Source organism: Escherichia sp. WS3063 (genome assembly GCF_046486595.1).
GTDB lineage: Bacteria > Pseudomonadota > Gammaproteobacteria > Enterobacterales > Enterobacteriaceae > Escherichia > Escherichia coli.
In genome coordinates, this window is sequence record NZ_JBJQKY010000026.1 from 24,132 (window position 1) to 48,509 (window position 24,378).

A 24,378-nucleotide genomic window follows, 5' to 3' on the forward strand; every position below is an offset into this window, starting at 1 on the left:
CACCTATTGCATCATTAATTTAAACTTTTCTCGACTAACAGCCTCTTGTCTTGCATTTTCAGACGCGATTAGCTGTCTCTCTGCAATATCATATTGCTTCAATTGTAGCTCCATTGTCAATTTTTCTGTATTCAATTGGTTAGATAAGTCAGCTTTTTTTTGCGGAGTATCTGCTGACGCGAACTCCTTCTGTAACGTGGTTAATCTCTTAGCCCTTTCCTGCATTTCATTGTTGAAATTTTCATAGAATTTGATCTTAGCCAGGATTGCATCATATTTTTGTTGCGTCTCTGCAATGTTGCTTGATAAGTCATATTGCGATCGCAAAGAGCTAAGATCTGATTTTGCACTATCAGTGATTGTGGATAATGAATCCTTCATATAGCTGGATGCGCTATCAAAGCCATTGCTGAAATCAGTGAAGCCTTCGAGTCTTTTCTTCTGTTCTTCAGCGTATCTTATGGTCTGTTCATATTGTTGCTTGAGTTGCTCAAGCTGTCTTGCCGCTTCAGCGGCACGATTTAGCCCTTCTTCAACTGTTTTAGCTATCGCTGTAACGTCTACTACTGGAATACCAGATGCAAAGATTGATGGTGATGTTACGGTAATTATTCCAGCAAAGAGAAATGATAATACTTTATCTTTCATGTTAATCACCCCGCTTTAAGTTTACTTCCACGGTTTAATCCCTGAACTAATGCTGATGCAGAACGACTTCCTGCATTAAAGAATGGATTTGGCATTTTGCTGGCAAATCCATTGGTGAAAGATCGGAGTCCTGATGCTCGCATAAAACCAGATGCAACCTTACCTCCAAAGCCATTAGCGGCTGATGTAAGGCCATTTATACCTACCCCACCTGTTAATGTAGAACAGAGTGTGCCAACTTGTTCTATAAGGAATATGGAAATAATAGTAATAAGGAAAAAGTAAACTACAATAGATAGTTTTATATCTCCATTAACAGGGACAACTGATTCAACGAAACTAATTAAGAAACTAAATGATATGCTATAGAATAAATTTAACAGTATATAGTTGAGACAACTGCCGACCCATGCAGTAAACATATTTCTGGTCGATGAAAATAGAGCGAAACAAATGAATAAAATGCCAGCGGAAAGAAGAATTCCAACCATGAAAGTTGATAGTGTCAAGAAAACAGTAGTGTAATAGATGAGAAGCATTCCGCCGATATAGCCAATCCCCCATACTAGATAAACCCCCATTTTCTCAGCAATTTGGAACTTTCCATAAATACTCATACTTGTATCAAGGAAGTTGTTTAAATTCGTAGATAGAGCGTTCCACAAATTATCAACACTGGTTGCAGTTCCTGAACCTCCAGTAACAGCAGCAGAAAGGTCGGAGCCAGCGTGCATTACAAAAGGAATAACAAACTGGCTGTAATAAGGCGCTGAATAAGTGAATGCACCAACCAGGGCGAATGCACCGATATTCTTAGTTACCTCGCTCATCAGGACGTCACGTTGGGCATACGTGATTTCATATATTAGATAAATAACGTATAAGGCTATAGCAGCAAAGAATGTAGGAGATATTGCCTGTGCGACCTTAGCGGCGTTCGTCGCCGCTGTGGATTCAACAATGGTTGTTACTTTCTCAAGAAATTCTGAAACAATGTTCATAGCTTAGTCCTTCTGGCAGATGAAGAGTTCACCAGAGGCACTAATATTTGGCTTCAGCTTAATTACCAGGTCTGTGCCGAAAAAAATTGCTTCTCCAATTTTTTGGAAATTTAATGTGGATTCTTCTTTATTGTAACTATAAACGTTGTGGGTCGCTGTCGATGTTTTGGTTTTACGTGGTGTAAACGCTTTTTTAATGATGTAATCGAGAGCGTGGCTGTTATGAGATGGTAAAGTGATTAAATCGTCGTTTTTTTTCATAATGTAGTTCTGATTTTTGAGGTTGAAGATAATTGTCGGTCAATGCTTTTGATTTTTTTTCGTATCTCAATTGGATTCGCCTCAGATAAGTTAGCAATGGATAAAGCCAGTTCGATTTGTAAAATTTTCCTTGTTTCGATGAGATTGATTTTTACTTGTGGTATATCACGGAAGACACCACAGCCGGTAATTGCTTTTGAAACGACACGTTCTGTATTCGCTATGCTTTTCTTTACTGTCCGAGTGGGAACATAACGTGCACGGCGAAGTTTTCTCAGATTAGCTTTTGCTTGAGTCATGTAATGTGTCCAGAGTTATAATTTTATTTCTTTGCATGATTCCCCTTTACGGCACACAGCTACACGGTTATTTATCACATTCACCACTGTCACAGTTCCGTCGTCGCATTGAGTGACGATGAAAGGGTATTCGTTGATTTTTGTACAGTGAGATTGTTCTCCTGCTATTGCAACCACAACCGGGCTAATAAATAACGCCAGAACAGATGCCAGCTTAATAAAAGCACTCATTTTTGTATGCCCTATATAAATAAATGCTTTCTTCAAATCCTGAATAAGCATAAACCAGGTACATGGTGGCTAAAGGCAAAGAAAAGATGAAATGAATAACGGCATTAAGAACTGATCCGATTAATGTATAAAAGACAAACGGTGCCGAGAGTGTGAAAGCACCCAGCAGGAAAGAAAAAATATTGAACGCCATATTTAATAAAAGCATTTTCATTAGGTGGTGTTTTTTTGTACATTTCATCGTATCCTTCAGGGTTTTGTCACCTTCTTCATGAGACGTTGTTGCTTTCATCAGTAAGTGCCTCAATAACTTTATGGCGTTTCGCATTTAATTTTCCTCATACTATTCCTGTGACACTTAACACCATCAATAAAATATGTAATGCAGTAATGTTTTTTAGCGTTTTTTTGTAGACTTCAATAAAATCCTTATCCAGAAGTCTGATAATAAAAATACATAGTGCATTCATCGCTGCTCCTGTAAGCGGAATTAACAACGAAAGATGCATGATTTATTCCTTGTTTTCACTCTTGTCTTCGATGGTCATTACTTTAAGAGTTATTCCTTGCATGTCTGTAACAATAACTCTTGTTCCCGCAGGGTAGTTTTCATCGTGTAACGTCTCAACAGGCCAGAATGTATCACCAATAAGTAATTGCCCCTTGCCGTTCACAATATCGTCACTGAGAGTAAATTCTTTTCCTTTAAAACGTGTATGTCCTGTGTTCACCAGGGGTGTATCTAATTTCTTATGTTTTTTGTCATAGACGAACTTAATTATCGACGTCAGTATGCTGATTGACGCAAAGAAGCATATATTGGCTTCTTGTGATATCGGAAGAAAAAAGCCCATAATGGCGCTTGATAATGCACCAAGACTGATTAAGAGTAACCATCCCGTTCCGGTTATAATTTCAAGTGCAATACACAGAAGAAACAGTGTAAACCATAACATGGCTAATCTCCATGATAAAAGGCGGAGAGTGAATAAAGATAATAAAGGTGGTAACAAACGGCTAATACATTAAACAACAGACATAAACCGAAGAATATGCCATTCAAACTCCATATAAGCAGAGGCATCGTTGCTATCATGAGCGTCGAAGATCCCCAGTCTAGCCATCTTGGAAATATGGAGTCGATAATATGCTGTAGTCTTTCTCTTTCATTATTATCTCTTGTAATAGAAAGGAGAAAAAACCATGTTGACATGGGAATTATATACAAAATGATAATGATGCATGTATAAGTTTTCATTTTAATGGCTCACTCAGGAGTTAAGATAAGGACGGTGATTAAAATAATATTGTCACCGTCCGCTATCTTTTTTAAGACAAATATTGTTGAGCCTGTTTCATATCAACTTTGGGAGTATCCTGTGATACGTTTTTTAGCAGTTCACTGATACCTGCAACCGAACTCACCAGGCTACTTGAATCAAGAGGCATCATAACCAGTTTACTGTTTGATGCAGTGCCAATTGCCTGGAGTGCTTCAGTGTATTTCTGCGCAATAAAGTAATTAACAGACTGAACATCACCTTCAGCGATTGCATCCGACACCAGTTTTGTTGCGCGAGCTTCCGCTTCTGCCTGACGTTCGCGTGCTTCAGACTGAAGAAATGCTGATTGCCGTTCCCCTTCCGCTTTCAGTATTTGGGACTGTTTTTCCCCTTCTGCCTTCAGAATTTCTGACTGGCGTATACCTTCCGCTTCAAGAATCCGGGCACGCTTAGTTCGTTCCGCTTTCATTTGCGCGTTCATCGCTTCAGTCAGTTCTTTTGGTGGTTTAACATCCCGAATTTCAATACGTGTGACCTTAATTCCCCACGGGTCAGTCGCATAATCGACAACCGTTAACAGTTTAGAATTGATGCTGTCACGTTGAGAAAGCATATCGTCGAGATTCATTCCACCAACGACAGTTCGGATATTGGTCATAACAAGATTTGAAATAGCTGATGCAAGATTATCGACTTCATAAGCTGCCTTCGCTGCATCAATGACCTGGACAAAACAAACAGCATCGATAGTTACGTTTGCATTGTCTTTCGAAATAACTTCCTGTTTAGGAATATCCAGGACGGTTTCCATCATGTTGATCCGTTGACCTATGCGGTCCATAAACGGGATCAGGAAGTGAAGACCGGGGGAAAGCGTATGGGTATATTTACCAAAGCGTTCCACTGTCCAGGCATTACCTTGTGGCACGATTTTGACGGCAGATTTAACGAATATCAGCGCAACTAAAATTAATAAGAGTAACGGAATAGATGTAACTATTGGCGTAATTATAGCGTCAATCATGATTAATCCTCTCCCAATTCATCACTGTGGATGTATCTCTTTGCAAATGAAATCTGAAATATGAACATCAACAGAAAAACACTTTCCTGCTTCTTTTTCTTTTGAGAAGTTTTTTCTGCATTCTTCAGCGGTCATAGGGAAGTCGCTGTAATGAGTCCATTTCACGGGGCCACCACCTGGTTTTTTGATGGTTGCGTTTATTTGGTACTTAGGCATTCAAAAATACCTCCACTCGATCACCTGTCTTTCTTGAACACATCCAGCGGCGCAGTTCTGTAAAACTATCCTGGATCTCACAACGGGTACTTTTCATTGTGACAGTTGGTATATTGTCGTAGCTGGCATATGCAATCTCTTTTTTGGGTGTGCGCAATATGCCTTTGTCAATATCAAGAATCCTGAACGCGCTAATTCTTCTTTTGTGCTCGTTAAATAGTGTTCGTTTAGTTGCTGTTATCTGCTTCTGTGCTTCCTGGTAAATGTAGGTAAGCACATCATAAGATTGTTGCTGTGTAATAAGGAAATTACGGCTAACATCCGTTGTTGTGAGCGTTTTATTATTTCTTAATCCCCAATAAGCCACGATGATATAGAGTGGATATCCTTTCAAATCTGCCACACATTCAGGAATGACAGGATTAATTTTTAACTTACGCGCCATATTTTCTCCCGGTTGTTTGTCTGAAATAGAAACATCCCCGGAATACAGCGTCATAAGCTAATTATGAAAAGTTGCAGCCACTCACTACAGGCTCTTTATCTGATTGTTCATCATCATGCATAGCTAAACCCCCTTACCTGGAGTGGAGACTGGCAAATCTGGTGTACTTCTGCGTTGCAGCCTGTACGACTTGCTCAGGGAGAGAGTGAGTGAGATTAACTCAACGCGAGTTCACCAAATAAGGGGGTTTAAGTATGCAGAATGATATTTGCGGATAAAGAGTCGTTACCTGTGTAGATGGCGCGGCACGTCACTCTGTTACGTAGCCCGTTGCTGACAGATGCCAGCGGTGCTTGAAATGCACGAATAATAACCTCCTTATGCCAGGGCTTTAGGCAATGACCGCTGTCCGGGGTTGTTAAAGAGCATGAGATGACAAGCGTTCTAACGGGCGTCAAAGAGTGCTCATTTTCCAGGCAATGAGCACAAAAAACGCGATGAACGAGCTTTTTACAATCATCTGGATAGTATTGTGTGTGCGACATTTAAAACCTGTCAATGCCACAAGAGCGATCTAATGATCTGGATAACATCCAAAAAACAGAATAATATTCTGTTTGTTAAATGATGTACGATCTAAAAATCTAGATAATACTGTTTGTGTGGTTTATTCGATCGTGTGAGTGGGTGTATGTAGTCAAAAAAACTTTTTTGAATATACAAAATTCTGAATTTCTGATTTTGTAAGGTTTTGTATGGGGAACGTCAGTAAAGAAGGGGCTTCAGTAGCTGTTCTGAAAACGATTTTGAAGCTGTCAGAGATGTGTGCTGAATCAAAAAGGAAACGAGCCAGGCTTGAACATCGTTGATCGATTGCGCCCATGCTGCTAAATTTGCAGGCAAGTTTTCCGCGATTTGTAAATGCAGAAAACGAGGTGCTGAAATTTTGTTCAAGAACGTAAATTTCAGATAAAGAAAACCCCCGTAATCTCGTGTTTTCCAGGCAGCGAAGATTAGCGGGGGCTGACATCAAGGCAGAGCCTTGAGCTTATTTATTTCAGGTATGCTTGTTACCTGAAGTGGAGTTTAATTCCATGAGAAGGAAATATCAACTCTTACAGTGCAAGCTAAGTGCAGCTTGCTGTGATTAGCAAACGTCACTGGTCTGAACTATCACCGGAAGAGCAGATCCGTTTCTGGCAGGACTACGAAGCGGGAATTGAAAGCTCATTCCTGGTCCCCCGGGAAAACAAAGGCGGAACAACAAAACGTCGCCGGGGTGAACATTCCACTAAGCCAAAGTGTGAGAATCCAGCCTGGTTCCGTCCCGACAACTATAAGGCGCTGGGCGGACAGTTGGGCCACGCTTACAATCGTCTCGTTAAAAAAGACCCGGTCACTGGTCAGAACACACTCAGAATGCACATGTCGTTGCATCCATTTTATGTACTGAAACGTCAGAGTGTCGGTCGCAAATATAAATTCCGACCGGAGAAACAGCGGCTGCTTGACGCAATATGGGTTGTACTTGTGAGTTTTTGTGATCGTGGATTGCACACTGTCGGCATGTCTGTCTCCCGCCTGGCAGAAGAAATAAGCCCAAAAGACAGTAAGGGAGACGTGATTCCTGAAACCGCAGTCACAGTATCGCGCCTTTCCCGTCTGCTGGCAGAGCAGGTTTCCTTTGGCACGTTGGGAACGTCAGAAAAGACGATATGGGATCGTGAATCCCGCCAGCGACTGCCGAAATACGTCTGGATCACCGAAACTGGCTGGAAAATGCTGGGAGTTGATCTGGTGAAACTTCAGGAGCAGCAACGTAAGCGCCTTGCAGAAAGTGAAATCCGTCTGCAATTGATTAAAGAAGGCGTTATCCGCGAGGGCGAAGAAATCTCTGTTCACTCGGCTCGTAAACGCTGGTATGCGCAGCGTTCTCTCGATGCCATCAAGTCCCGACGTAAGAAAGCAGCGGAGCGCAAACGTGCTAATCGCCTGGCAAAACTTCCGTATGATGAACAGCGAAACGAAATTGCGCGGTTTATTCTGAAGCGTATGCCGCCGGACGAAGCGTACTGGTGCACTAAAGAAAGATTAGAGCAACTGGTAGCCAGAGATCTACGTCAGCTTGAACTGGCTCTGACAGCTTCGCCACCCCACTAGTTTAGCTGCCTGATACAATCGGCACTCTCTTCAGCCCCTTCGGGGCTTTTCGTGTTGCCTGCATTTCATGAAATTCCTCATATTTGACGACCGTTTTTCATTTTGTCCCGCTCTGACAGTTTTTTGATGGCCACAATCGGGTATCGGAGCTAAACCGCCTTCGGTTATTAACAAAAACCCGCAAACGAATAACTTCAGAAAGCAGCAAACGTAGAAGATCAAACCCGCAATATATTCTTAACCCCTGTTCTTTAATCCCCTGCGTTGCTTCGCCGCAGGGAAAATATTTATCTTTGAAACAACTGTGGATAATCACAAAAATGCCTTCGCTTGCAGCGGCTACCGCCGCGCCGCTTAGAATATAAAAGTACCTCCCACCGCTTCGCGGCGGGCATATGGACATCTGCCCAATGAAAAACAAAGCCCCTCCAACCCTCCAAAAAACACTGCAAATACTCAGCAACAGCGCCCAACCCATCACTGCAAAGCGCCGCCGCCCCCGCCCAAAGGGCGGGAACAACATCGCTTTCAATAATGGATGTTGTAACTAAGAAATCTCATCGCTGTCAGCCTTCTGGCTGGAAGTACCAAATACACGCTCGTAAGCGGCCCTGACGGTCCGCTAACGCGGAGATACGCCCCGACTGCGGGTAAACCCTTGTCGGGACCACTCCGACCGCGCACAAAAGCTATTTCATGGCTGAAAGCGGGTATGGCTTAGCAGGATGGGGATGGGTAAGGTGAAACCTATCAATCAGTACCGGCTTACGCCGGGCTTCGGCGGTTTAGCTCTGTGCCATATAAAACAACAGAGTGCCGCCTTACATGCCGCTGGCGCGGCATCAAAAAGAAAGCCCCCCAATAACGGGGGAAATAGCGTTTTGATCAAAATGATAATGCTAGTGTGCTTCTTGCGTGCCATTCCAGGCACAAACTAAATTTAACGTTTCGTTAACTACAAAGAAATCCGATGAGTTAATCACTTGCGGAATAAAAATCATATAGTAAATTACTATATGATTTTGCGTTGTTTCGGAGAATTAAAAAATGCCTTTGATTGAATACATCAACAAGTTCTATCGGGGGAATCAGGCATCGTTCGCCAGGCTGACCGGAGTTCAACCTGCGCAGGTCACACAGTGGATCAACAAAGGATTCATCGTGGTGAATCACACACTGTATAGTCCACGCCGAAAGCTGGGAATTTAATTCCAGGTCAATATTTGACATCCTCCACGCCCTAAAGGACGTGGATTCCTACGACGTTCAGGCTGTCGCCTGAATCATTTCGGTGGGTTCCTGCTTCAACGGGCGGCCTGACTGCACCATCCCTCCACAGGCAAGTACGGCGTGCCCCGCCGCTAAAATGTTACGAGCGCCGTTTACATCGGCGTTCGCTGTATATCCACATGCCTGACACACGAATTTACTTTGTGTCAGGCGGTTTTCTTTCGCTGTATGACCACAGCACGCGCAACGCTGGCTTGTGTACGCTGGCGGAACAGCAAGCACCTGACCGCCACGCCAGAGCTGCTTGTACTCAAGCTGGCGGCGCATTTCATACCAGCCCTGATCCAGTATCGAACGGTTTAAACCTGATTTTGCCCGGACATTCCGCCCCGGCTGGCTGATCGTTCCCGCCGCTGACCTGGACATGTTGCTGACCTTCAAATCCTCAATGACTATCATTGCGTGGTTTTTGCTGACGGTCGTTGTGACTTTGTGAAGGTAGTCTCTGCGGATATTTGCGATACGGGAATGCAGTTGCTGTATTTTGCGTTTCTGCTTCTGCCAGTTGTTGCTGAATCTGACCTTGCGGCTTAACTGTCGCTGAAGTCTCGCCAGCGTCTTCTGGTTTTTCTGAAAACTGTTTACAGGATCAAAAATAGTGCCATCTGACAGCGTGGCGAGTTTAGCCACGCCAGCATCCAGCCCGACCATTGATACTGAAGGGTGAACCGGAGTTGATACTTCACTTTCTGTCTGAATACTGATGTACCACTTACCGCAGGACTGACTGACAGTGACATTTTTCACAACGCCCGTGACCTGACGGCTGTTCCGGTAGCGCATCCAGCCAAGTTTTGGCAGAAAAATTCGGCTGCTTTCCTGATCGAGCTTAACGCCCTGCGGGTAGCGGAATGCATCATTCTGTCCCCGCTTTTTGAATCGGGGAAAAGCCGCCCGCTTCTGGAAGAAATTTTTGTAGGCCCGCTCAAGGTCTTTCAGTGACTGCTGCAATGGCTGTGATGGGGCATCTTTAAGCCATTGGGTTTCAGTGGCATTTTTCCACTCAACCAACCACGAGGCCATCCTTGGGTAAGGAATATATTTGTTCCCTGCCTCATGGTTCTCATTCTGAAGCGCCAGAGCACGATTGAAAACGAAACGACATGCGCCTGCGAAGCGCCTCATTTCTCGCTCCTGTTGACCACCGGGTCTTAACTGGAATTTAAATGCCTGTAGTCGTTTCATTCGACCATTTTAAACAAAAAAAGCCAGGTGGAAAAACTCGCCTTATATCCTCGCCCTGAAGGACGGGGTTTTACGGCGCACTGGATAATGCTGTTGGCGCTTGAGGCTTTCTGCCTCATGGCGAAAAGGTGGTTTGTATCTTGTCGTGTGGCAGAAAGCAGAAAGCCCCGTAGTTAATTTTCATTAACCCACGAGGCGATCCCAATGCTTCAACAACATCAGGATAGACTTTTACCGCCCTTTACGCAATACCCTGTATTTTCAAGTTTCTGGTCGATATATAATGCTGTTGGCGCTTGAGGCTTTCTGCCTCATGGCGAAAAGGTGGTTGTATCTTGTTGTGCGGCAGAAAGAAGAAAGCCCCGTAGTTAATTTTTCATTAACCCACGAGGCGATCCCAATGCTTGAACAACATCAGGATAGCCTCTTACCGCGCGTTACGCAAGGAGAAGAAGGCCATGAAACAGCCGAAAAACGCCCTGACCTGGTGTTTATTAATCGTGTGCTGCACATTGTTAATATTCACGTATCTGACCCGGAATCGTTTGTGCGAGGTCCGGCTGAAAGACGGAGACAGGGAGGTTACGGCAAGTCTGGCTTACGAATCCAACGGTAAGTAGCAACCCGGAGGCGGGCGAAAGCCCGCCTTTTTGGGGATGATGTGGTTCTGGCATTAAGCGCCTTTACAAAGGGGGTATTCTGTACGGATACCCCCTTTTTCCATGTATTTTCAGGATATTAACTGCTGAAAATGGTATAATTAGTCAATATGACAGCAATTATTGAGGCGAGTATGCAGCCAAAAAAAACACCCGTGATTGTGGTCAAAAAACGCCGCGTTCTGGTCATGCCAGAAAATCCTGTGGTGAATGAAAAGCCGCAGGAAGTACAAAAATCAGCAGTTAATGAAAACAAGAAAGTACAGAAGAAAGATGCTGTAGCAGAGAAAACACGTAAAAAGCAGCCTCAGCCCTGGTATTTGAAAAAACAAATCACTTTTCCCCCAAAATATCCGAAAGAATATTTTGAAAAGTGTTTCAATAAAGTTCGTGCTGTTTTTCCTGAACTATGGACAGACGAAAAAAAGAACTTGCCCCTGAAAAGCGGGATTCTCCAGGACGTTGAGAAATACCTGGCGGATAACCCGGATGTGGATCTGACGATTGAAGAGTGGAATTGTGCGGTTCAGGTGATGACGTTCCGGTGGCAATATCTTCAGAATTGTACTGTACCAGGCGCAACACGTTACGACCTTTACGGGAAACCTGCTGGTACAGTAAAAAAAGCACACGCAACTTATGCGCAACTGGTTCTCGATGCCCGTAAGAAAGCCAGCGAGAAGAAACAATTAAAACGTAAGGGATAAAGCCCCGAAGGGCTTTATCATTTCAGCCTGGCTGACTGTAGAATCCAGTGATTTTTTCCGTTTTCGTCCAGGCCGTGTTCGTAAGCTGCAAGAGCCGCTTTCATTATTGCTGTTTTTGTCTGGCCTGTTCGCAGTGCTTCCCGTTCCAGAATATCTTCGTAAACGTCCCCAAGCCGGACATTGGTCACTTTAGTTGCTCCCGATTTTTTGCGGGTAGCTTCATTGATGAATCGGGCTGTGTCTGCATTGGTTTGTTCTGTTTTTTGTCCTGGTATTACCGGAGTTTTCAAGTCAAGAGCCATTATATCACCTTTCGTGTGTTACATTAGCTTTACTGTGTAAAGCTAATGATGTAAAGCGATCGTATTACATCCATTAGGGATTGATGCCTAACTCTTGCGCCAAAAGCTCTATTTGTGCTTTAGCTGTAGAAAGGCTGGATGCGCGACGTACATCATGAACGCCAGCGCCTTCATTACAGGCCGCTTCAAAAATATCTAAATCTGAAATACGTGTACGAAGTGGCTGTATCCACACCGGGTTCTCCCGGAGTAACTTGTCGAGATCAATCGCTGCTTTTCTGTGGCGTGGTTTTGTCGTGTTAATTCTCGTGAAAAGTACCCAGGGTTGCAGGTCTGGATTGATCTGTTGAGCTGTGCGAACTTTTTCTGTTACATGAGTCAGCGTTTCTGCTTCGAAATCTGAAGACGGCTTAACGAGAGTAAGCAGAGTGTCAGCTACAGTTAAGGCGCTGCGAAATTCCTTGCTGTCATGACCTGGACAGTCAATGATCAGCACTTCACATATTTTTTTCAGGCGCTTAATGACTTCTGATACATCGCCATACTCTTCATAAACAGGAACCGGTAATAAGCCATTCTGCTTTCTTTTTTCGTTCCAGCTAAGAATATCATTGTTTTTATCGGTCTTCAGAATGATGACCGTTCGTGAATTATTTACCAGATAAGAAGCCAGGTTTGTTGCTGTGGTGCTTTTTCCTACACCGCCTTTATCTGATGCGACAAGTAATGCTCTCCCCATAGAAACCTCGGATATACAGTGTAAAGGTTTATTTGTCTTTACATTGTATTCATTATAGTTACGCTGTAAAGATATTTGTGTCTTTACAATGTAATTTTTTGTGCTTTACATTGTGTGTATGTTACAGGGTAACTTTTCAGGATGCGATTTTGCCTGGTGTGTTGTTGCGCCCGTAGCTCGCTGACGCTCACACGCGCAGTACAGCGCCCCGCCCTGCTGCAATGCACCAGGACGGCGTGAACTCGCTGGCGCTCGCGCTAACTGCGGCATTCTGCGGCGCAAATCAGCATGATCATAGCCTGTTGGTCTGTTCTGGCTTTGCAGGGCGAAGGGATGGCCCTGTGCATCCTGGTATGTTCGTCAGCGGCTGCGCCGCGCTTCGGGGCGATGTGGCCCCGCTGCTCCCTGGTATTTCCTTTCGCCCCTTCTATCCGCTGACGCGGATTAAGAAATGAGCAAATCATCAAGTAAATTGCTGTTTTCAGGCAATAAATCTTGATAATACATCTAAATAGATGTATTATTATTTCATCGAAAGGGGATTGGTTCCTTTCCTTCTTAAGTCCAAACGGACAGGAGATTTAAAATGAAAACATTGACTTTTAATAACGGCACTGTTTCTGTTGGCGATGTGTTTGTATCTTCCTGGGGATATGAGCAAACGAACGTTAATTTCTACCAGGTTATTTCTGTTCATGGCAAAAAAACAGTAACTGTTCAGGAGATTCGCGCTTCAGTTCATCGGACTCATTCAATGAGCGGATATAAGACTCCATTACTTAATGATTTCTGTGGTGAGCCATTAAAACGGCGAGTGCGTGATTATTACAGTACGCCAGCAATTGAAATTGAGGAATTCGAAACAGCATATAAAGGATCACCGGAAGAAAAACACGAGTTCACATCATACTACTAAGAAAATAGTTGCAGGGGGTATCCCCTGCAACCATGTTAAAAATGTTAATAGTAGTAGTATTTACCCAGGGGGGTTTAGTATGAATGATGGGGTAAAACTCCGTCCTTCAGGGCGTGGAGAATGCCGGGCTAATGCAGCAATGTAATGTTGCGCCCGTAGCTCGCTGACGCTCACACACGCAGTACAGCGCCGCGCTTCGGGGCGATGTGGCCCCGCTGCTCCCTGGTATTTTCTTTCGCCCCTTCTATCCGCTGACGCGGATTAAGAAACGAGCAAATCATCAAGTAAATTGCTGTTTTCAGGAAATAAATCTTGATAATACATCTAAATGGATGTATTATTGTTTCATCGAAAGGGGATTGGCTCCTTTCCTTCTTAAGTCCAAACGGACAGGAGATTTAAAATGAATATCCAGGAAGCATTAAACGTTTTTGGATTATCCGGCGAATTAACTGAAAAAGATATCAAAGCAGCATACAGAAAAGCCGCTTTAAAATATCATCCAGATCGTAACCCGTTAGGGGCTGAACTGATGAAAGCGGTAAATGCAGCTTTTGATGTCTTGATGGCAAATATTGATAAAATAAATCAGTTCCAGAGCGCTGATGAACATGCACGATATAATTACGGTGATGACCTGGAAAAAGTATTAAACGTTCTTTCTGGTTTATCTGGTCTGGTATTTGAAGTGATAGGTAACTGGGTATGGATTAGTGGAGAAACTATTACACATAAGGAAACTTTAAAAGAAATCGGGTGTAAATGGGCGGCAAAGAAAAAACAATGGTTTTATCGTCCAGACGAACATAAAAGTTACTGGAATCGTGAAGAACACACGATAGAAGAAATCCGCGCAAAATACGGTACAACCGGACAGCGCAGGGCGACAGGGTGGCAACGCGTGGAAACCAGAGCGTAACCAGAACGGGGGCGAGAAGCCCCCGATATCATACCAGCCCGTCTTTTGGGGCATCGAACCCAAAAAGACGGGAACAGCAGCCACGTAGCAAAAAGGGAAACAGATGAACTCTTTTTTTGAACAGTATCACCCTGTCTTTGAAGTTGTCTGCCGTATCCTGGGGAACGGCTGGCGCGTGAACAAACTTGATGATTGTCCGTCTCGTATAAAACTGACGTCACCGCAGTTTAAAAATTACTCTGTGCATATTCGGATGGAAAAAGACCGATTTTCTGTTGTGGGGAGTGTGGATAGTCGTTCCTGGAGTAGTCCGTATCATGTTTGTACGTTATCCAGGAAGCGGAATCCCGTTGATATAGCAGCCAATATCGAGCGAAAAATTTTGCTAAATGCTTCGCAGGAGGTGTTACAGGCGATTGAGTATGAGAAACGCCAGGCGGCAAAAAAGGACGAAATTCTGATCCTGAAAGGTATGTTATCGCAACTTGTCCAGCTTGAAAGCTGGTATGGGGCATTGACAGGCTTTAAAGCTGAAAATGGATTGAACGGTAAAGTCACCGAGCAGGGCGAGCGTTATGATTTGCAGATTAGGGGTTTGAGTATAGATCAACTTGTTAAAATTACAGGATATTTGAAACAGTTATGAGAAAAAATAAAGGGCGATTGACTTATTATCTTGAAGTGATTGATAAAAAATACCATTTTGTAAAAAAAATAAGCAGTTATTCAAAGGAGTTCACTGACGGAAAAACAAAAAGAACAAAGAGAACGTTAAGTGAGCTGGTTTTTAATGAAAGTGAGGTCGAGGCAATAGACTTTACAAAAAATGGTTTAAGACCTGTTGATAAGAATATTCTCTTAACTATGGTGAAAGAATATAAGGAGAGTGATGCATGACTATTGAAAATACACCGGAAAACATAAAGAAATTACGAAAAAAAATTGGCCTTACCCAGACAGAGTGCGGTGAGATTTTTGGCGTAGGCTTAAGTACATGGCAGAAAAAAGAAGCTAAAACCCACAACCAGCTTAATTTATCGAAAGGTGAATTTGAGTACCTGTTATTACTTGCAGGGGAGCACCCTGAATACGTCCTGCATAAAAAAGCTGAATCCCGCTCACCGGAGGAACCGTGAGCGAGAAGAAAACCTGTTTTCGTAGGAGCATACTGATGATTTGAACATGGCGTCCTCCATCATAGATGGGGCGCACCATGCTCCCATCAGGGGCCGGTTCGCCCCTGGTTAGGGATTAAGATCACCTGGGACCTACGTGCGCCCGCACCGACACCCTCACACCTTCGAGCTACTGTTGCCATTAAGGGGTCGTTTCGTGGTGCTGAATTTTGACGATCGGGGTACCGTCACCCATCGGGCGATATTGGGGGAAACCTGTACGGTGCTGGAGATGGCCGCAGGAACCTGGCATGCCGTGCTGTCGCTGGATACCGGTGGCATAATTTTTGAAGTAAAACACGGTGGCTATCAACCCGTGGCTGCCGATGACTATGCGCACTGGGCTCCAGCGGAAGGAGAACCAGGAACCACGGAGCTTATGGCCTGGTATGCGCAAGCGCAGGTGGGCGACAGCACTTTTGCCGTCTAAGGCGATAAACAAAAACGGAATGAGTTTCCCCATTCCGTTTCCGCTATTACAAACCGTCGGTGACGATTTTAGCCGCCGACGCTAATACATCGCGACGGCTTTCTGCCTTAGGTTGAGGCTGGGTGAAGTAAGTGACCAGAATCAGCGGCGCACGATCTTTTGGCCAGATCACCGCGATATCGTTGGTGGTGCCATAGCCACCGCTGCCGGTTTTATCCCCCACAACCCAGGAAGCAGGCAGTCCAGCCTGAATGCTCGCTGCACCGGTGGTATTGCCTTTCATCCATGTCACCAGCTGCGCCCGTTGGCTGTCGCCCAATGCTTTACCCAGCGTCAGATTCCGCAGAGTTTGCGCCATTGCCCGCGGCGTGGTGGTGTCTCTCGGGTCGCCGGGAATGGCGGTATTCAGCGTAGGTTCAGTGCGATCCAGACGAAACGTCTCATCGCCGATCGCGCGGGCAAAAGCCGTCACGCCTCCCGGGCCACCGAGCTGGGCAATCAATTTGTTCATGGCGGTATTGTCGCTGTACTGCAACGCGGCCGCGCTCAGTTCTGCCAGCGTCATTGTGCCGTTGACGTGTTTTTCGGCAATCGGATTATAGTTAACAAGGTCAGATTTTTTGATCTCAACTCGCTGATTTAACAGATTCGGTTCGCTTTCACTTTTCTTCAGCACCGCGGCCGCGGCCATCACTTTACTGGTGCTGCACATCGCAAAGCGCTCATCAGCACGATAAAGTATTTGCGAATTATCTGCTGTGTTAATCAATGCCACACCCAGTCTGCCTCCCGACTGCCGCTCTAATTCGGCAAGTTTTTGCTGTACGTCCGCCGTTTGCGCATACAGCGGCACACTTCCTAACAACAGCGTGACGGTTGCCGTCGCCATCAGCGTGAACTGGCGCAGTGATTTTTTAACCATGGGATTCCTTATTCTGAAAGAGACGAAATAACAACAACATGAATACCTAAATTCCACGTGTGTTTTTTATTAGCTTCAAAAATCACTATTTCACGAAGAATTTAGACTGCTTCTCACACATTGTAACATTATTTACAACCACCTTTCAATCATTTTTGATAAATCATTGATTTCATCTTTGCTGCAATGATACTTAATAAACTCTGCAAGTTATCCACAGAGCAACACTCAATTTTATTGATGATATTCTTATTATACCAGACATTTTTCATACACTCCCTTGTACGGATAGTTTTCCGACAACTTCATGATTACATATCTTGCGGTTTTGATTATTTTTGCTGCAAGAAATACATACTTCAAACGAAAGGTCTTTATTTGCTGTCTGTATTCTGAAGAGTCCAAGGAATCAAACCTGAACAACAAAAATAGGTTATATGAAAGCATCATCATTTGAAACACGGCTTCATTCGCCCAAAATGACTTTAGCAAGAGATGACCCACCGCCATGTCGTATTTGGCTTCTTTGATATAGTTTTCAGCATTACCACGCTTTTCATAGTATATAACTACTTTTTCAGAAAGCAAGGTAGTATTTGTTACAAAGAAAAAGTAGTCGTATTCGGAACCTTCTAAAAGTGATAATTGTGCTCTTTCTTTTTCTGGTTTCAGTACGCGAGATACGACAAATCTTCTGTCTTTTTCCCATTTAACTAATTTTGTATACAGTTCTGTAGTTTCTCTACCTTCTTCTCCTTTAACGAATACAATTGATGAATTCGTTGCTTGTGAGGTGAGTGTAGAATAACTTTTGGCTTTAATTAAATATTTGCATCCAAGAGATTCTATCGTTTCGATAATTTTTTCATCAAAGTAGCCACTATCCATTCGAAATAAAATTTCTAAATCGTCTGATTTGATGTTAGCAACAATTTCTTTGATCATTTCCGCAGCACCGTTTGCAGTGTAAGTATTGCCACTTCTTACAAATCCGGTAACATATGCTTTTAATTCGTCGCAAAATGCAAATTGGATATTGTAGCATCGGTTTCCCAGTTTCTTAGGATTATATCCTTTTGACGCACCTTCTTGATGACCTTCTACGTTAATTACACTACTATCAATATCAATCGTAATGGATGTCAATTTACTTTTAGTGAGCAGTTTTTTAAAGACTTTAAAATTAATGTCTCTAAACATTTGGGTTGTCTTGAAGTTGAAGTTTCCTAGAAACCGTGACACTGTTTCAGGTTCTTTTACGGAAATATCAAACTCGTTGACGAGGGGATCATTTTGAAGTAGCTTTAGACGTTCTAACTTATCAATGCCAATGAAGTGACCGCAGAGCATGGTCTTTATATGATTCATCTTGATTTTATTTGTTGAGTCATTATCAAATACGAGGTCATTTTCAATAAAATCAAAAATCCCATTGCTTTTTGCATTCTCAAGGAGCAGAAAAAGACCTGCATTTGATGTTAGATTCTTAGCTTTGAAATCAATTTTATTAATCATAATTAGAACCCCTTTTTACTACTTTTCTTACTATTATTTTACCATATATCGAGTCATAAAAGCTGATAATTTAACATATTTTTGAGCACTTTTCTTTCACCCAATGGGTGAAAGCTGAATTTCGAAGGAATGCATATTTATCAAGGCTTTGATTATGCTTTTTGAAGTACTGACGTAGAATCTAGGGAAAAACACCACGACGCAGAAATCTAAGATATACAGTGTAAAGGTTTATTTGTCTTTACATTGTAATTGTTCTTTGTCTTTACACAGTGTGTGTTTGTAACAGGGCGACTTTACATAATTGCGATTTTGCCTGGTGTGTTGTTGCGCCCGTAGCTCGCTGACGCTCACACGCGCAGTACAGCGCCCCGCCCTGCTGCAATGCACCAGGACGGCGTGAACTCGCTGGCGCTCGCGCTAACTGCGGCATTCTGCGGCGCAAATCAGCATGATCATAGCCTGTTGGTCTGTTCTGGCTTTGCAGGGCGAAGGGATGGCCCTGTGCATCCTGGTATGTTCGTCAGCGGCTGCGCCGCGCTTCGGGGCGATGTGGCCCCGCTGCTCCCTGGTATTTTCTTTCGCCCCTTCTATCCGCTGGCGCGGATTAAAAAATGAGCAAACCATCAAATAACTTGCTGTTTTCAGGCAATAAATCTTGATAATACATCTAAATAGATGTATTATTGTTTCATCGAAAGGGGATTGGCTCCTTTCCTTCTTAAGTCCAAACGGACAGGAGATTTAAAATGAAATTCACTTCAACCACGAATCATGTTTTCACATTCGAACGAGTAACGCTTTGCACGATTGTTCTTATTCATAAGGATACGGGACAACAGTATGTTGTCATATTTACGGATAACAATAACATTCGTGACTATAAAACCGGAATTGTTCCTCAGTTTGGCAAACTTAAGCAGAGTGATATTGATTTAGTCCTTTTCTACAGGGACGAATATGAAAAATATTTTGATTCATTAAAAGATGGCGATGAATGCTTGAGTTTTAAAGATTTTATTGAGTGTCTTTGTTAAGCATTATGAATGCAGGGGCATCCCTGCATTTTCCTGAAAGGAGTTGATTTTATGAAAAGTGTTTATGTTGTTGGCAAAGGTTTAATCGTTGCCGGTAATAAAATTACAATCGATGGAAAAGAGCATGTCTCGGTAGAAAATAGTGAAAACATTGTTATCACTGATGATTGTATTAAAATTGGTAATAAAACAGTGGTTTTTAAAGGCAGGAGTATTAAGATAGAAATACATGGAAATGTAAATAAAATAGTAACCGAAAATGCTGATGTCAGTATTCATGGGAATGCTGGGGATGTTGAAACCGTGAGTGGTGATGTTGATTGTCGTCAGGTTAATGGCGATATAACCACTGTAAGTGGTGATGTTACTTGTGGCGATGTTTTTGGTGACGTAACCACTGTCAGCGGAGATATAAACAAAAAATGATCACGGAATCGGATATGCTTACTGAAGCTAAAAAAATGGCAGTAGAGATGATATTCTGGCCTGCTTGTCCTGTAGATGATGATTATTGTTTCGACGCTATAATGTATACATCAGTTATTGACAAGAAGTTTGAAGATGAACATGGGGTATATCTTCATCAGGTTTACAAAGAACTATGCTCAACACCTGAATTAAAAAAACTTCTAAAAAAGAAAGCAATAAAATTGATTGCTTTTAAGTACGATATTGATCTTGATTCAGCTAACAAGATTTTAATGAAAAATATGCTAAGGAGGATTGAAAACTGAAAAAGTGAAAGTGATCAGGTTGCTGGAACAACCTGATCACGTTATCGACAATCAAAACTGAATGAGGTTTTTAAATGTCAACGCGGCAGATCGTACAGCTTGCTGACTCCCTTGTCAAAGGCTGGGAAACCAGAATTCCGGCAATGACGTGCACGGAGTGGGATCAATTCCGGTGGTGGTTAAACTACCTGCAAGGGTATGAAATGTTTTAAATAACCGGGATAATGCTTTAGTTTGAGTCATATATGGGGAGAGTGTCATGCTCTCCCTTTCTTATTGTGTAGCGCGTTGTATTACATAGTTAGCTTTACGTTGTAAAGATTTTATTGTCTTTACAGTGTGGTGCGTTTTCCGGCGGTTGCGCTGCGCTTAGGGGTATGTGGCTTCGATGATCCAGGGTATTTCGACGTAATGCGTTGTATTACGATGTATACTCTTTAATTGCTTGCAATCTCTTTTCACGTTCGTTGCTTTGTTGGGCCTTTTCCAGTTGGCTGTATATGTACTCTTCATCTTTACCCGTGAGTATTGAGCCGGAGAGCAGACGATTAATAACTATACGTTTAATTTCTGGGTAATCTTTGGTTTTATCGAGTATGGACAATATGTGGTCACTGCTAAGAATTATCCCACTCCATGAGTCTAAATAGCTCTTAAAAATCACAATCATAAACACACCGAAAAGCATTATGATGATTGTTACCACATTAATGCTAAACGTTGATATAAAGGTATACGCGGCCACACCAATTATTGCTAAACAGAGACATAAATAAATGAAACCGATTTTGTTGCGTTGCTTTTTTTCTGCACGATCATGATCATCTATGATTTCCAGTATCTTTTCTGGGATTAGTTGAGTCATTTTCTTTCCTTATTTGGGACACGGAGTGTTTAATTACATAGCTTTACATTGTAAATCTATGTTTGTCTTTACGATGTAAATGATGAGATGTGCAGTTAAAAGTGTCAATCAGATATCATATAGTAAAATACTATATTATTTTCTATGTATCACATACACAGCGATAAAACTGGATAAATGACTTACACTGTAAAGATTGAGTTGTCTTTACAGTGTGGTTCATAAGTCATACGAATGAAATAATTTGCCTTTGTGTGTATGCGTGTGTATAATTATCCTCAGGTTAGGGAGGACATATGAAATCTGCTGACCTGTTGAAAGAACTGATAGCTGCTGGTTGCGAGTTGAAACGGCATAAGGCAAGCAGTCACCAGATATGGTGGTCGCCAATAACAGGAAAAACTTTTCCTGTTCCTCATCCTAAAAAGGACTTGCCGCTAGGTACTGTCAGATCGATCAAAAAAATGGCGGGGATTTAATCCCCGCCGACTTTGGAGGTAGCCATGTTCTTTTCTGTTGGTGTCGAAACACCGAAAGATGATCATACAGCATACGGTATCACCGTTCCGGTTTTTGATTGCTTTGATTTTGGATGTGTTTCTGCTGCTGATTCTCAGGCAGAAATACCCGCAATGGCGCGTGAAGCGATATTGGCAATCGTGGAAGAGATGGTAATAAGCGGTGCTCATTCTGTTGATGATATTCATGATGAAGGGTGTTTGACTTATTCCGCCAACCCAAATTATAACCACTGTGATAGCTGGTTTGTAATTGATGTTGATTTGTCAGAAATTGAGGGCAAACAACAACGTATTAATATTTCATTGCCTGATGTATTGATTCGTCGTATTGATGGATATGTGAGAGAAAGTGGTGGCGTATACAAAGATCGTAGCCATTTTCTGGCTCAGGCGGCACGTCATGAACTTGCATATAAATAAAACTATCCCCGCGTTGTGCGGGGATAGTTTTTGATAGCTAACCGCTCGCCGCAGTCCAGCGACCGAGCATAGCGAGCGAGCGACGAGGAAGCGGAAGATCCACCGTTGCCAGGAGAAAAGCAGGTACGCACTATGCGTTCTGCCCTAGTGATGCTTTCACAAACCACGCAGCCTGAACTATTACGCCATGAATCCAGCGTAAATCGGCATCACGATTTTCTTTTTTCATTTTTTCGCCACTTAATGCCTTGCTTACGTGACTTTTTACCAGATTTTCGTGTAATTCTTTTGCTTCTTCAATTGTGAAACCACCAGGCAAATTTGGCGCTTCTGCTTCCAGTGATGCCAGAGCAATTTCATAAGCCCGACGCTCAATATTGTCTCGGACGTCCAGGCTGCCGATTCGCTCTCTGATTTCTTTAATTAGTTCCTTGTTGTCGTTGGTAAAAGTGGTCATTAGTGACTCCTTTTCATATTTATGGTTTTCTTGAATCAATTTCTTCTAGTTTGAGTTTTATATTTTGCTGGTCTGATTTTGGTAATTTTCTCATGCTCTCTTCAGTTATTTTTTTCATATCAAGAAATGCTCTTGCATAGAAGCGCAGACTTGCCTCCTTTTCATGTTGTGCAACATACCAGGTTGCGCCAGAAAATGCCGCAGACAGGCATAATGTGCACAGAGCACAAATTGCAATGGCTGTTCTTGTACTGAAGGGCTTTACAGCCTTAGATAATGAATTCAACTTTTCTTCATATAATTTGTTGTTTTTTTCCTGGTTGCGTTTAATTCCAGATATGAGTTCAATAATATCATCTGTTAATTTTTCTTTTACCTCAACGCTTGTTTCTTTTAGATCGTTTTTTCCCTCTTCTACTTTTTCTTTTATTTCATTATCCAGATCGCCGCACGTCTCAACGATATTTTTGAATCTTTGAATATAGTCATTTTCTACAGATGAAACGACCTGTCTGAAGCCTTCAGACAGAGCTGTGAAGTTAGCTTGTAACTCATTGCTGAATTTTTTCTGTATCTTTTGGTTTAGAAAAATCAATGAAATAACTGGATCATCTTTAGATATTTTATGCCCTGTCTCCTTGAATACATCAACAATAAAATTATCAATATCTTCACTGGAAACAGCCTTTTCAGGCTGTTTTAATTCTGGCTGATTAACTGTACTCATATTATTCACCGTGTTCATCGTCATAGATGCTATCTAATTGTTTGTAAATGTCATTGAAGACTCGTTTTAATCGTGATTTAGCCATTAATCCAAAATGGTCAGACTCAAGAGCTTCTTTCAGTGTTAGTGATTTTTCTGTTAGCTCTTTGATATCAGAGGCAAAGGCATCACTTTTTCTGTCCTGAATAACAACAACGCCAGCGATTACATCCTTGTTTTTTTCAATGAATTTAGTTTCTATCAATGGGATATTTTCAAGTGCTGGAATACCCTGAAATTCATTTATCCAGACAATAAGTTTTACCTTACTTCCTTTAACCAGTTCTTTCAGTTCTTCAAATCCCTGTAAGGTATCCGCAAGAGCTTGTCCACCAACGATAACAGTATGGATATAAACGTCTTGTTCTACATCTTCAAACATGTCCATAACACAGTTATCATTGAAATACTGAATTAACGGTAAAAATGTAGATGCGCCATTGTCAATAACAAAAGTATTCTGACTATTAGTCAGCATTGATTCGAACATTGGATCGAATTTGGATTGTATTACTTTGCTGTTTTCAGTGATTTGTATCAAATCTGCATTTAATCTTTTTACTTTAACCGTAGTTGTATTAACCGGGTCTGTGTCACCGACTACGATATTATCCATGTGATTTTCATCAATAAAGTATTGTGCTAGTATTGCGGTCGCGAATGATTTTCCAACACCACCTTTACCCTGAAGGATGAAATTGATTGAGTTTTTCATTTATAATGCTCCTTTACTTAAAGATATTTATTTATGAATTTTTCATTCGTAGCACTTGGATCGTGCTCTATTTCTTTTTTGTTCTCACTAATGTTTGAAAAAAAACCTTTTACCCCCCCTCTCGGTTCATCGTCTTTAGCTTCATTCTGATCAATTACATCTATGGTTTTTGCCTGTTCTTTTGGTTCAGTGCATTTTTGTCTTTTTTTAGCCCTCTCTGTCATATTTATATAAGTCTTTTGGGCTAGTTCTGTCTTGGTGTTGTTGTTTATGTAATCAGCTATTTGCTCCCATGTATAATATTTCTTTGCTTCAAGTATATTTTGCAAATACATATTGAAGACAGCCTGTTTTGATTTCGATTTTGTTTCGTTTATAGCCTCGCATATTGGAGATAATAAACTCTCGATCTTTTTCATTTGTTACATTTCCTCTCTCTCTCTACCTCCTACATTGGCATAATACCTTATTTAAAGCAATTTGCTCGCCGTTTGTGTGGGTGATTATGTGGGTTGTTTTGTGGGTTGTCAATGGGG

At 42.3% G+C, this 24,378-nt stretch carries 34 protein-coding genes and 2 pseudogenes; 16 read left to right on the forward strand and 20 right to left on the reverse strand.

Annotated features, from left to right (window positions below):
* Nucleotides 1–3 precede the first annotated feature (3 nt).
* The 10 genes from ACJHYW_RS20095 to ACJHYW_RS20140 form a co-directional block, all read right to left on the reverse strand.
* Nucleotides 4–648 (reverse strand): type IV secretion system protein, encoded by a 645-nt coding sequence (locus ACJHYW_RS20095; protein WP_065304453.1) that lies wholly within the window; start codon nt 646–648, stop codon nt 4–6.
* A gap of 5 nt (nt 649–653) precedes the next feature.
* Nucleotides 654–1,649 (reverse strand): type IV secretion system protein, encoded by a 996-nt coding sequence (locus ACJHYW_RS20100; protein ID WP_065304446.1) that lies wholly within the window; start codon nt 1,647–1,649, stop codon nt 654–656.
* Between the two features lie 3 nt (nt 1,650–1,652).
* Nucleotides 1,653–1,910 carry a hypothetical protein gene (locus ACJHYW_RS20105; protein WP_000739144.1) on the reverse strand — a complete coding sequence of 86 codons (258 nt, stop codon included), beginning with the start codon at nt 1,908–1,910 and terminating at the stop codon, nt 1,653–1,655.
* Nucleotides 1,907–2,209 (reverse strand): hypothetical protein, encoded by a 303-nt coding sequence (locus tag ACJHYW_RS20110; protein ID WP_065304447.1) that lies wholly within the window; start codon nt 2,207–2,209, stop codon nt 1,907–1,909. The genes ACJHYW_RS20105 and ACJHYW_RS20110 overlap by 4 nt, the downstream gene beginning before the upstream one ends.
* Before the next feature lie 214 nt (nt 2,210–2,423).
* A complete protein-coding gene (locus ACJHYW_RS20115) occupies nt 2,424–2,732 on the reverse strand; it encodes a hypothetical protein (RefSeq protein WP_236492988.1) in 309 nt (102 codons plus the stop codon).
* A 46-nt stretch (nt 2,733–2,778) separates the two neighbouring features.
* Nucleotides 2,779–2,949: a hypothetical protein gene (locus ACJHYW_RS20120; protein WP_044069355.1), complete on the reverse strand. Its 171-nt coding sequence runs from the start codon at nt 2,947–2,949 to the stop codon at nt 2,779–2,781.
* A gap of 3 nt (nt 2,950–2,952) precedes the next feature.
* Nucleotides 2,953–3,396, reverse strand: a complete 444-nt coding sequence (locus ACJHYW_RS20125) for an NfeD family protein (protein ID WP_071961414.1) — start codon at nt 3,394–3,396, stop codon at nt 2,953–2,955.
* Nucleotides 3,397–3,769: 373 nt separating this feature from the next.
* Nucleotides 3,770–4,747: an SPFH domain-containing protein gene (locus ACJHYW_RS20130; protein WP_000564239.1), complete on the reverse strand. Its 978-nt coding sequence runs from the start codon at nt 4,745–4,747 to the stop codon at nt 3,770–3,772.
* 21 nt (nt 4,748–4,768) lie between these two features.
* Nucleotides 4,769–4,963 (reverse strand): DUF1187 family protein, encoded by a 195-nt coding sequence (locus ACJHYW_RS20135; RefSeq protein WP_001127356.1) that lies wholly within the window; start codon nt 4,961–4,963, stop codon nt 4,769–4,771.
* A complete protein-coding gene (locus ACJHYW_RS20140) occupies nt 4,956–5,408 on the reverse strand; it encodes a CaiF/GrlA family transcriptional regulator (RefSeq protein ID WP_000101552.1) in 453 nt (150 codons plus the stop codon). The genes ACJHYW_RS20135 and ACJHYW_RS20140 overlap by 8 nt, the downstream gene beginning before the upstream one ends.
* Nucleotides 5,409–6,539: 1,131 nt before the next feature.
* Here ACJHYW_RS20140 and repA point away from each other — a divergent pair.
* Nucleotides 6,540–7,568 carry a plasmid replication initiator RepA gene (repA, locus tag ACJHYW_RS20145; protein WP_202979476.1) on the forward strand — a complete coding sequence of 343 codons (1,029 nt, stop codon included), beginning with the start codon at nt 6,540–6,542 and terminating at the stop codon, nt 7,566–7,568.
* A 1,266-nt stretch (nt 7,569–8,834) separates the two neighbouring features.
* On the opposite strand, the gene ACJHYW_RS20150 is transcribed toward repA, so the two are convergent.
* Nucleotides 8,835–10,043 carry an RNA-guided endonuclease InsQ/TnpB family protein gene (locus ACJHYW_RS20150; RefSeq protein ID WP_071961415.1) on the reverse strand — a complete coding sequence of 403 codons (1,209 nt, stop codon included), beginning with the start codon at nt 10,041–10,043 and terminating at the stop codon, nt 8,835–8,837.
* Between the two features lie 400 nt (nt 10,044–10,443).
* Between ACJHYW_RS20150 and ACJHYW_RS20155 the strand changes: the two are divergent.
* The 3 genes and pseudogenes from ACJHYW_RS20155 to ACJHYW_RS20165 form a co-directional block, all read left to right on the forward strand.
* A pseudogene (locus ACJHYW_RS20155) lies at nt 10,444–10,596 on the forward strand (DUF5431 family protein); the annotation flags it as partial.
* The gene (locus ACJHYW_RS20160) at nt 10,541–10,663 is read left to right on the forward strand and encodes a Hok/Gef family protein (RefSeq protein WP_223685802.1); all 123 of its coding nucleotides are present in this window, start codon (nt 10,541–10,543) and stop codon (nt 10,661–10,663) included. The pseudogene ACJHYW_RS20155 and the gene ACJHYW_RS20160, both read left to right, overlap by 56 nt.
* 149 nt (nt 10,664–10,812) lie before the next feature.
* Entirely contained in the window at nt 10,813–11,409 is a 597-nt protein-coding gene (locus tag ACJHYW_RS20165) for a ProQ/FINO family protein (protein WP_000125165.1), read from the forward strand.
* Nucleotides 11,410–11,426: 17 nt separating this feature from the next.
* On the opposite strand, the gene ACJHYW_RS20170 is transcribed toward ACJHYW_RS20165, so the two are convergent.
* Together ACJHYW_RS20170 and ACJHYW_RS20175 are read right to left on the reverse strand one after the other, a co-directional pair.
* Nucleotides 11,427–11,711, reverse strand: coding sequence for a hypothetical protein (locus tag ACJHYW_RS20170; RefSeq protein WP_001162371.1), 285 nt, complete (start codon nt 11,709–11,711; stop codon nt 11,427–11,429).
* 73 nt (nt 11,712–11,784) lie between these two features.
* Nucleotides 11,785–12,450 (reverse strand): division plane positioning ATPase MipZ, encoded by a 666-nt coding sequence (locus ACJHYW_RS20175; RefSeq protein WP_000532149.1) that lies wholly within the window; start codon nt 12,448–12,450, stop codon nt 11,785–11,787.
* 586 nt (nt 12,451–13,036) lie between these two features.
* Here ACJHYW_RS20175 and ACJHYW_RS20180 point away from each other — a divergent pair.
* The 6 genes and pseudogenes from ACJHYW_RS20180 to ACJHYW_RS20205 form a co-directional block, all read left to right on the forward strand.
* The gene (locus tag ACJHYW_RS20180; protein WP_000855119.1) at nt 13,037–13,366 is read left to right on the forward strand and encodes a hypothetical protein; all 330 of its coding nucleotides are present in this window, start codon (nt 13,037–13,039) and stop codon (nt 13,364–13,366) included.
* Between the two features lie 403 nt (nt 13,367–13,769).
* Nucleotides 13,770–14,285, forward strand: coding sequence for a J domain-containing protein (locus ACJHYW_RS20185; RefSeq protein WP_001025393.1), 516 nt, complete (start codon nt 13,770–13,772; stop codon nt 14,283–14,285).
* 103 nt (nt 14,286–14,388) lie between these two features.
* The gene (locus ACJHYW_RS20190; RefSeq protein ID WP_001083904.1) at nt 14,389–14,931 is read left to right on the forward strand and encodes a hypothetical protein; all 543 of its coding nucleotides are present in this window, start codon (nt 14,389–14,391) and stop codon (nt 14,929–14,931) included.
* Complete coding sequence (locus ACJHYW_RS20195; RefSeq protein ID WP_001230709.1) at nt 14,928–15,182, forward strand: hypothetical protein; 255 nt, start codon at nt 14,928–14,930, stop codon at nt 15,180–15,182. Before ACJHYW_RS20190 ends, ACJHYW_RS20195 begins: the two co-directional genes overlap by 4 nt.
* Nucleotides 15,179–15,421 carry a hypothetical protein gene (locus ACJHYW_RS20200; RefSeq protein WP_000151456.1) on the forward strand — a complete coding sequence of 81 codons (243 nt, stop codon included), beginning with the start codon at nt 15,179–15,181 and terminating at the stop codon, nt 15,419–15,421. The genes ACJHYW_RS20195 and ACJHYW_RS20200 overlap by 4 nt, the downstream gene beginning before the upstream one ends.
* Nucleotides 15,422–15,545: 124 nt before the next feature.
* Nucleotides 15,546–15,890: pseudogene (locus ACJHYW_RS20205) on the forward strand (WbuC family cupin fold metalloprotein); the annotation flags it as partial.
* A gap of 46 nt (nt 15,891–15,936) precedes the next feature.
* Here ACJHYW_RS20205 and ACJHYW_RS20210 read toward each other — a convergent pair.
* Nucleotides 15,937–16,812 (reverse strand): extended-spectrum class A beta-lactamase CTX-M-132, encoded by an 876-nt coding sequence (locus ACJHYW_RS20210; RefSeq protein WP_063859951.1) that lies wholly within the window; start codon nt 16,810–16,812, stop codon nt 15,937–15,939.
* 252 nt (nt 16,813–17,064) lie between these two features.
* Entirely contained in the window at nt 17,065–18,327 is a 1,263-nt protein-coding gene (locus ACJHYW_RS20215) for an IS1380-like element ISEcp1 family transposase (protein WP_410233373.1), read from the reverse strand.
* Nucleotides 18,328–18,726: 399 nt separating this feature from the next.
* Here ACJHYW_RS20215 and ACJHYW_RS20220 point away from each other — a divergent pair, with 399 nt between their 5' ends.
* The 4 genes from ACJHYW_RS20220 to ACJHYW_RS20235 all read left to right on the forward strand — a co-directional run bounded on the left by ACJHYW_RS20220 (nt 18,727) and on the right by ACJHYW_RS20235 (nt 20,098).
* Nucleotides 18,727–18,945, forward strand: coding sequence for a hypothetical protein (locus tag ACJHYW_RS20220; protein WP_154101533.1), 219 nt, complete (start codon nt 18,727–18,729; stop codon nt 18,943–18,945).
* 131 nt (nt 18,946–19,076) lie between these two features.
* Nucleotides 19,077–19,364: a hypothetical protein gene (locus ACJHYW_RS20225; protein ID WP_000673430.1), complete on the forward strand. Its 288-nt coding sequence runs from the start codon at nt 19,077–19,079 to the stop codon at nt 19,362–19,364.
* A gap of 9 nt (nt 19,365–19,373) precedes the next feature.
* Nucleotides 19,374–19,790 (forward strand): phage tail protein, encoded by a 417-nt coding sequence (locus tag ACJHYW_RS20230; RefSeq protein ID WP_053882499.1) that lies wholly within the window; start codon nt 19,374–19,376, stop codon nt 19,788–19,790.
* A gap of 14 nt (nt 19,791–19,804) precedes the next feature.
* On the forward strand, nt 19,805–20,098 hold the full coding sequence (locus ACJHYW_RS20235) for a hypothetical protein (protein WP_000954637.1): 294 nt from the start codon (nt 19,805–19,807) through the stop codon (nt 20,096–20,098).
* Between the two features lie 421 nt (nt 20,099–20,519).
* Here the strand turns inward: ACJHYW_RS20235 and ACJHYW_RS20240 are convergent, their stop codons facing one another.
* Nucleotides 20,520–20,963 (reverse strand): hypothetical protein, encoded by a 444-nt coding sequence (locus ACJHYW_RS20240; protein ID WP_000192626.1) that lies wholly within the window; start codon nt 20,961–20,963, stop codon nt 20,520–20,522.
* Nucleotides 20,964–21,259: 296 nt separating this feature from the next.
* Here ACJHYW_RS20240 and ACJHYW_RS20245 point away from each other — a divergent pair, with 296 nt between their 5' ends.
* Nucleotides 21,260–21,442 (forward strand): type II toxin-antitoxin system HicA family toxin, encoded by a 183-nt coding sequence (locus ACJHYW_RS20245; protein ID WP_000833470.1) that lies wholly within the window; start codon nt 21,260–21,262, stop codon nt 21,440–21,442.
* 24 nt (nt 21,443–21,466) lie between these two features.
* Complete coding sequence (locus ACJHYW_RS20250) at nt 21,467–21,904, forward strand: type II toxin-antitoxin system HicB family antitoxin (RefSeq protein WP_000466318.1); 438 nt, start codon at nt 21,467–21,469, stop codon at nt 21,902–21,904.
* Between the two features lie 130 nt (nt 21,905–22,034).
* Here ACJHYW_RS20250 and ACJHYW_RS20255 read toward each other — a convergent pair whose 3' ends face one another.
* Genes ACJHYW_RS20255 through ACJHYW_RS20270 form a run of 4 tightly spaced genes read right to left on the reverse strand, consistent with a single transcriptional unit; the run spans nt 22,035 to nt 24,261 of the window.
* Nucleotides 22,035–22,361: a hypothetical protein gene (locus ACJHYW_RS20255; protein ID WP_020806531.1), complete on the reverse strand. Its 327-nt coding sequence runs from the start codon at nt 22,359–22,361 to the stop codon at nt 22,035–22,037.
* A 19-nt stretch (nt 22,362–22,380) separates the two neighbouring features.
* On the reverse strand, nt 22,381–23,088 hold the full coding sequence (locus ACJHYW_RS20260) for a hypothetical protein (protein ID WP_000108796.1): 708 nt from the start codon (nt 23,086–23,088) through the stop codon (nt 22,381–22,383).
* A gap of 1 nt (nt 23,089) precedes the next feature.
* Nucleotides 23,090–23,842, reverse strand: coding sequence for a conjugal transfer protein TraL (locus ACJHYW_RS20265; protein ID WP_000797966.1), 753 nt, complete (start codon nt 23,840–23,842; stop codon nt 23,090–23,092).
* A gap of 17 nt (nt 23,843–23,859) precedes the next feature.
* On the reverse strand, nt 23,860–24,261 hold the full coding sequence (locus tag ACJHYW_RS20270; RefSeq protein ID WP_000717860.1) for a hypothetical protein: 402 nt from the start codon (nt 24,259–24,261) through the stop codon (nt 23,860–23,862).
* Nucleotides 24,262–24,378 lie beyond the last annotated feature (117 nt).

Bases quoted from the DNA above. Each gene is read 5' to 3' on its own strand.
- ACJHYW_RS20265 (WP_000797966.1), bottom strand. From the start codon at position 23,842: ATGAAAAACTCAATCAATTTCATCCTTCAGGGTAAAGGTGGTGTTGGA.
- ACJHYW_RS20245 (WP_000833470.1), top strand. From the start codon at position 21,260: ATGAAATCTGCTGACCTGTTGAAAGAACTGATAGCTGCTGGTTGCGAG.
- ACJHYW_RS20110 (WP_065304447.1), bottom strand. From the start codon at position 2,209: ATGACTCAAGCAAAAGCTAATCTGAGAAAACTTCGCCGTGCACGTTAT.
- ACJHYW_RS20240 (WP_000192626.1), bottom strand. From the start codon at position 20,963: ATGACTCAACTAATCCCAGAAAAGATACTGGAAATCATAGATGATCAT.
- ACJHYW_RS20165 (WP_000125165.1), top strand. From the start codon at position 10,813: ATGACAGCAATTATTGAGGCGAGTATGCAGCCAAAAAAAACACCCGTG.
- ACJHYW_RS20230 (WP_053882499.1), top strand. From the start codon at position 19,374: ATGCAGGGGCATCCCTGCATTTTCCTGAAAGGAGTTGATTTTATGAAA.
- ACJHYW_RS20180 (WP_000855119.1), top strand. From the start codon at position 13,037: ATGAAAACATTGACTTTTAATAACGGCACTGTTTCTGTTGGCGATGTG.
- ACJHYW_RS20250 (WP_000466318.1), top strand. From the start codon at position 21,467: ATGTTCTTTTCTGTTGGTGTCGAAACACCGAAAGATGATCATACAGCA.
- ACJHYW_RS20210 (WP_063859951.1), bottom strand. From the start codon at position 16,812: ATGGTTAAAAAATCACTGCGCCAGTTCACGCTGATGGCGACGGCAACC.
- ACJHYW_RS20135 (WP_001127356.1), bottom strand. From the start codon at position 4,963: ATGCCTAAGTACCAAATAAACGCAACCATCAAAAAACCAGGTGGTGGC.
- ACJHYW_RS20150 (WP_071961415.1), bottom strand. From the start codon at position 10,043: ATGAAACGACTACAGGCATTTAAATTCCAGTTAAGACCCGGTGGTCAA.
- ACJHYW_RS20215 (WP_410233373.1), bottom strand. From the start codon at position 18,327: ATGATTAATAAAATTGATTTCAAAGCTAAGAATCTAACATCAAATGCA.
- ACJHYW_RS20175 (WP_000532149.1), bottom strand. From the start codon at position 12,450: ATGGGGAGAGCATTACTTGTCGCATCAGATAAAGGCGGTGTAGGAAAA.
- ACJHYW_RS20190 (WP_001083904.1), top strand. From the start codon at position 14,389: ATGAACTCTTTTTTTGAACAGTATCACCCTGTCTTTGAAGTTGTCTGC.
- ACJHYW_RS20260 (WP_000108796.1), bottom strand. From the start codon at position 23,088: ATGAGTACAGTTAATCAGCCAGAATTAAAACAGCCTGAAAAGGCTGTT.
- ACJHYW_RS20115 (WP_236492988.1), bottom strand. From the start codon at position 2,732: ATGAAAGCAACAACGTCTCATGAAGAAGGTGACAAAACCCTGAAGGAT.
- ACJHYW_RS20125 (WP_071961414.1), bottom strand. From the start codon at position 3,396: ATGTTATGGTTTACACTGTTTCTTCTGTGTATTGCACTTGAAATTATA.
- ACJHYW_RS20235 (WP_000954637.1), top strand. From the start codon at position 19,805: ATGCTTACTGAAGCTAAAAAAATGGCAGTAGAGATGATATTCTGGCCT.
- ACJHYW_RS20100 (WP_065304446.1), bottom strand. From the start codon at position 1,649: ATGAACATTGTTTCAGAATTTCTTGAGAAAGTAACAACCATTGTTGAA.
- ACJHYW_RS20270 (WP_000717860.1), bottom strand. From the start codon at position 24,261: ATGAAAAAGATCGAGAGTTTATTATCTCCAATATGCGAGGCTATAAAC.
- ACJHYW_RS20255 (WP_020806531.1), bottom strand. From the start codon at position 22,361: ATGACCACTTTTACCAACGACAACAAGGAACTAATTAAAGAAATCAGA.
- ACJHYW_RS20170 (WP_001162371.1), bottom strand. From the start codon at position 11,711: ATGGCTCTTGACTTGAAAACTCCGGTAATACCAGGACAAAAAACAGAA.
- ACJHYW_RS20195 (WP_001230709.1), top strand. From the start codon at position 14,928: ATGAGAAAAAATAAAGGGCGATTGACTTATTATCTTGAAGTGATTGAT.
- ACJHYW_RS20200 (WP_000151456.1), top strand. From the start codon at position 15,179: ATGACTATTGAAAATACACCGGAAAACATAAAGAAATTACGAAAAAAA.
- ACJHYW_RS20105 (WP_000739144.1), bottom strand. From the start codon at position 1,910: ATGAAAAAAAACGACGATTTAATCACTTTACCATCTCATAACAGCCAC.
- ACJHYW_RS20120 (WP_044069355.1), bottom strand. From the start codon at position 2,949: ATGCATCTTTCGTTGTTAATTCCGCTTACAGGAGCAGCGATGAATGCA.
- ACJHYW_RS20225 (WP_000673430.1), top strand. From the start codon at position 19,077: ATGAAATTCACTTCAACCACGAATCATGTTTTCACATTCGAACGAGTA.
- ACJHYW_RS20185 (WP_001025393.1), top strand. From the start codon at position 13,770: ATGAATATCCAGGAAGCATTAAACGTTTTTGGATTATCCGGCGAATTA.
- ACJHYW_RS20140 (WP_000101552.1), bottom strand. From the start codon at position 5,408: ATGGCGCGTAAGTTAAAAATTAATCCTGTCATTCCTGAATGTGTGGCA.
- ACJHYW_RS20130 (WP_000564239.1), bottom strand. From the start codon at position 4,747: ATGATTGACGCTATAATTACGCCAATAGTTACATCTATTCCGTTACTC.
- ACJHYW_RS20095 (WP_065304453.1), bottom strand. From the start codon at position 648: ATGAAAGATAAAGTATTATCATTTCTCTTTGCTGGAATAATTACCGTA.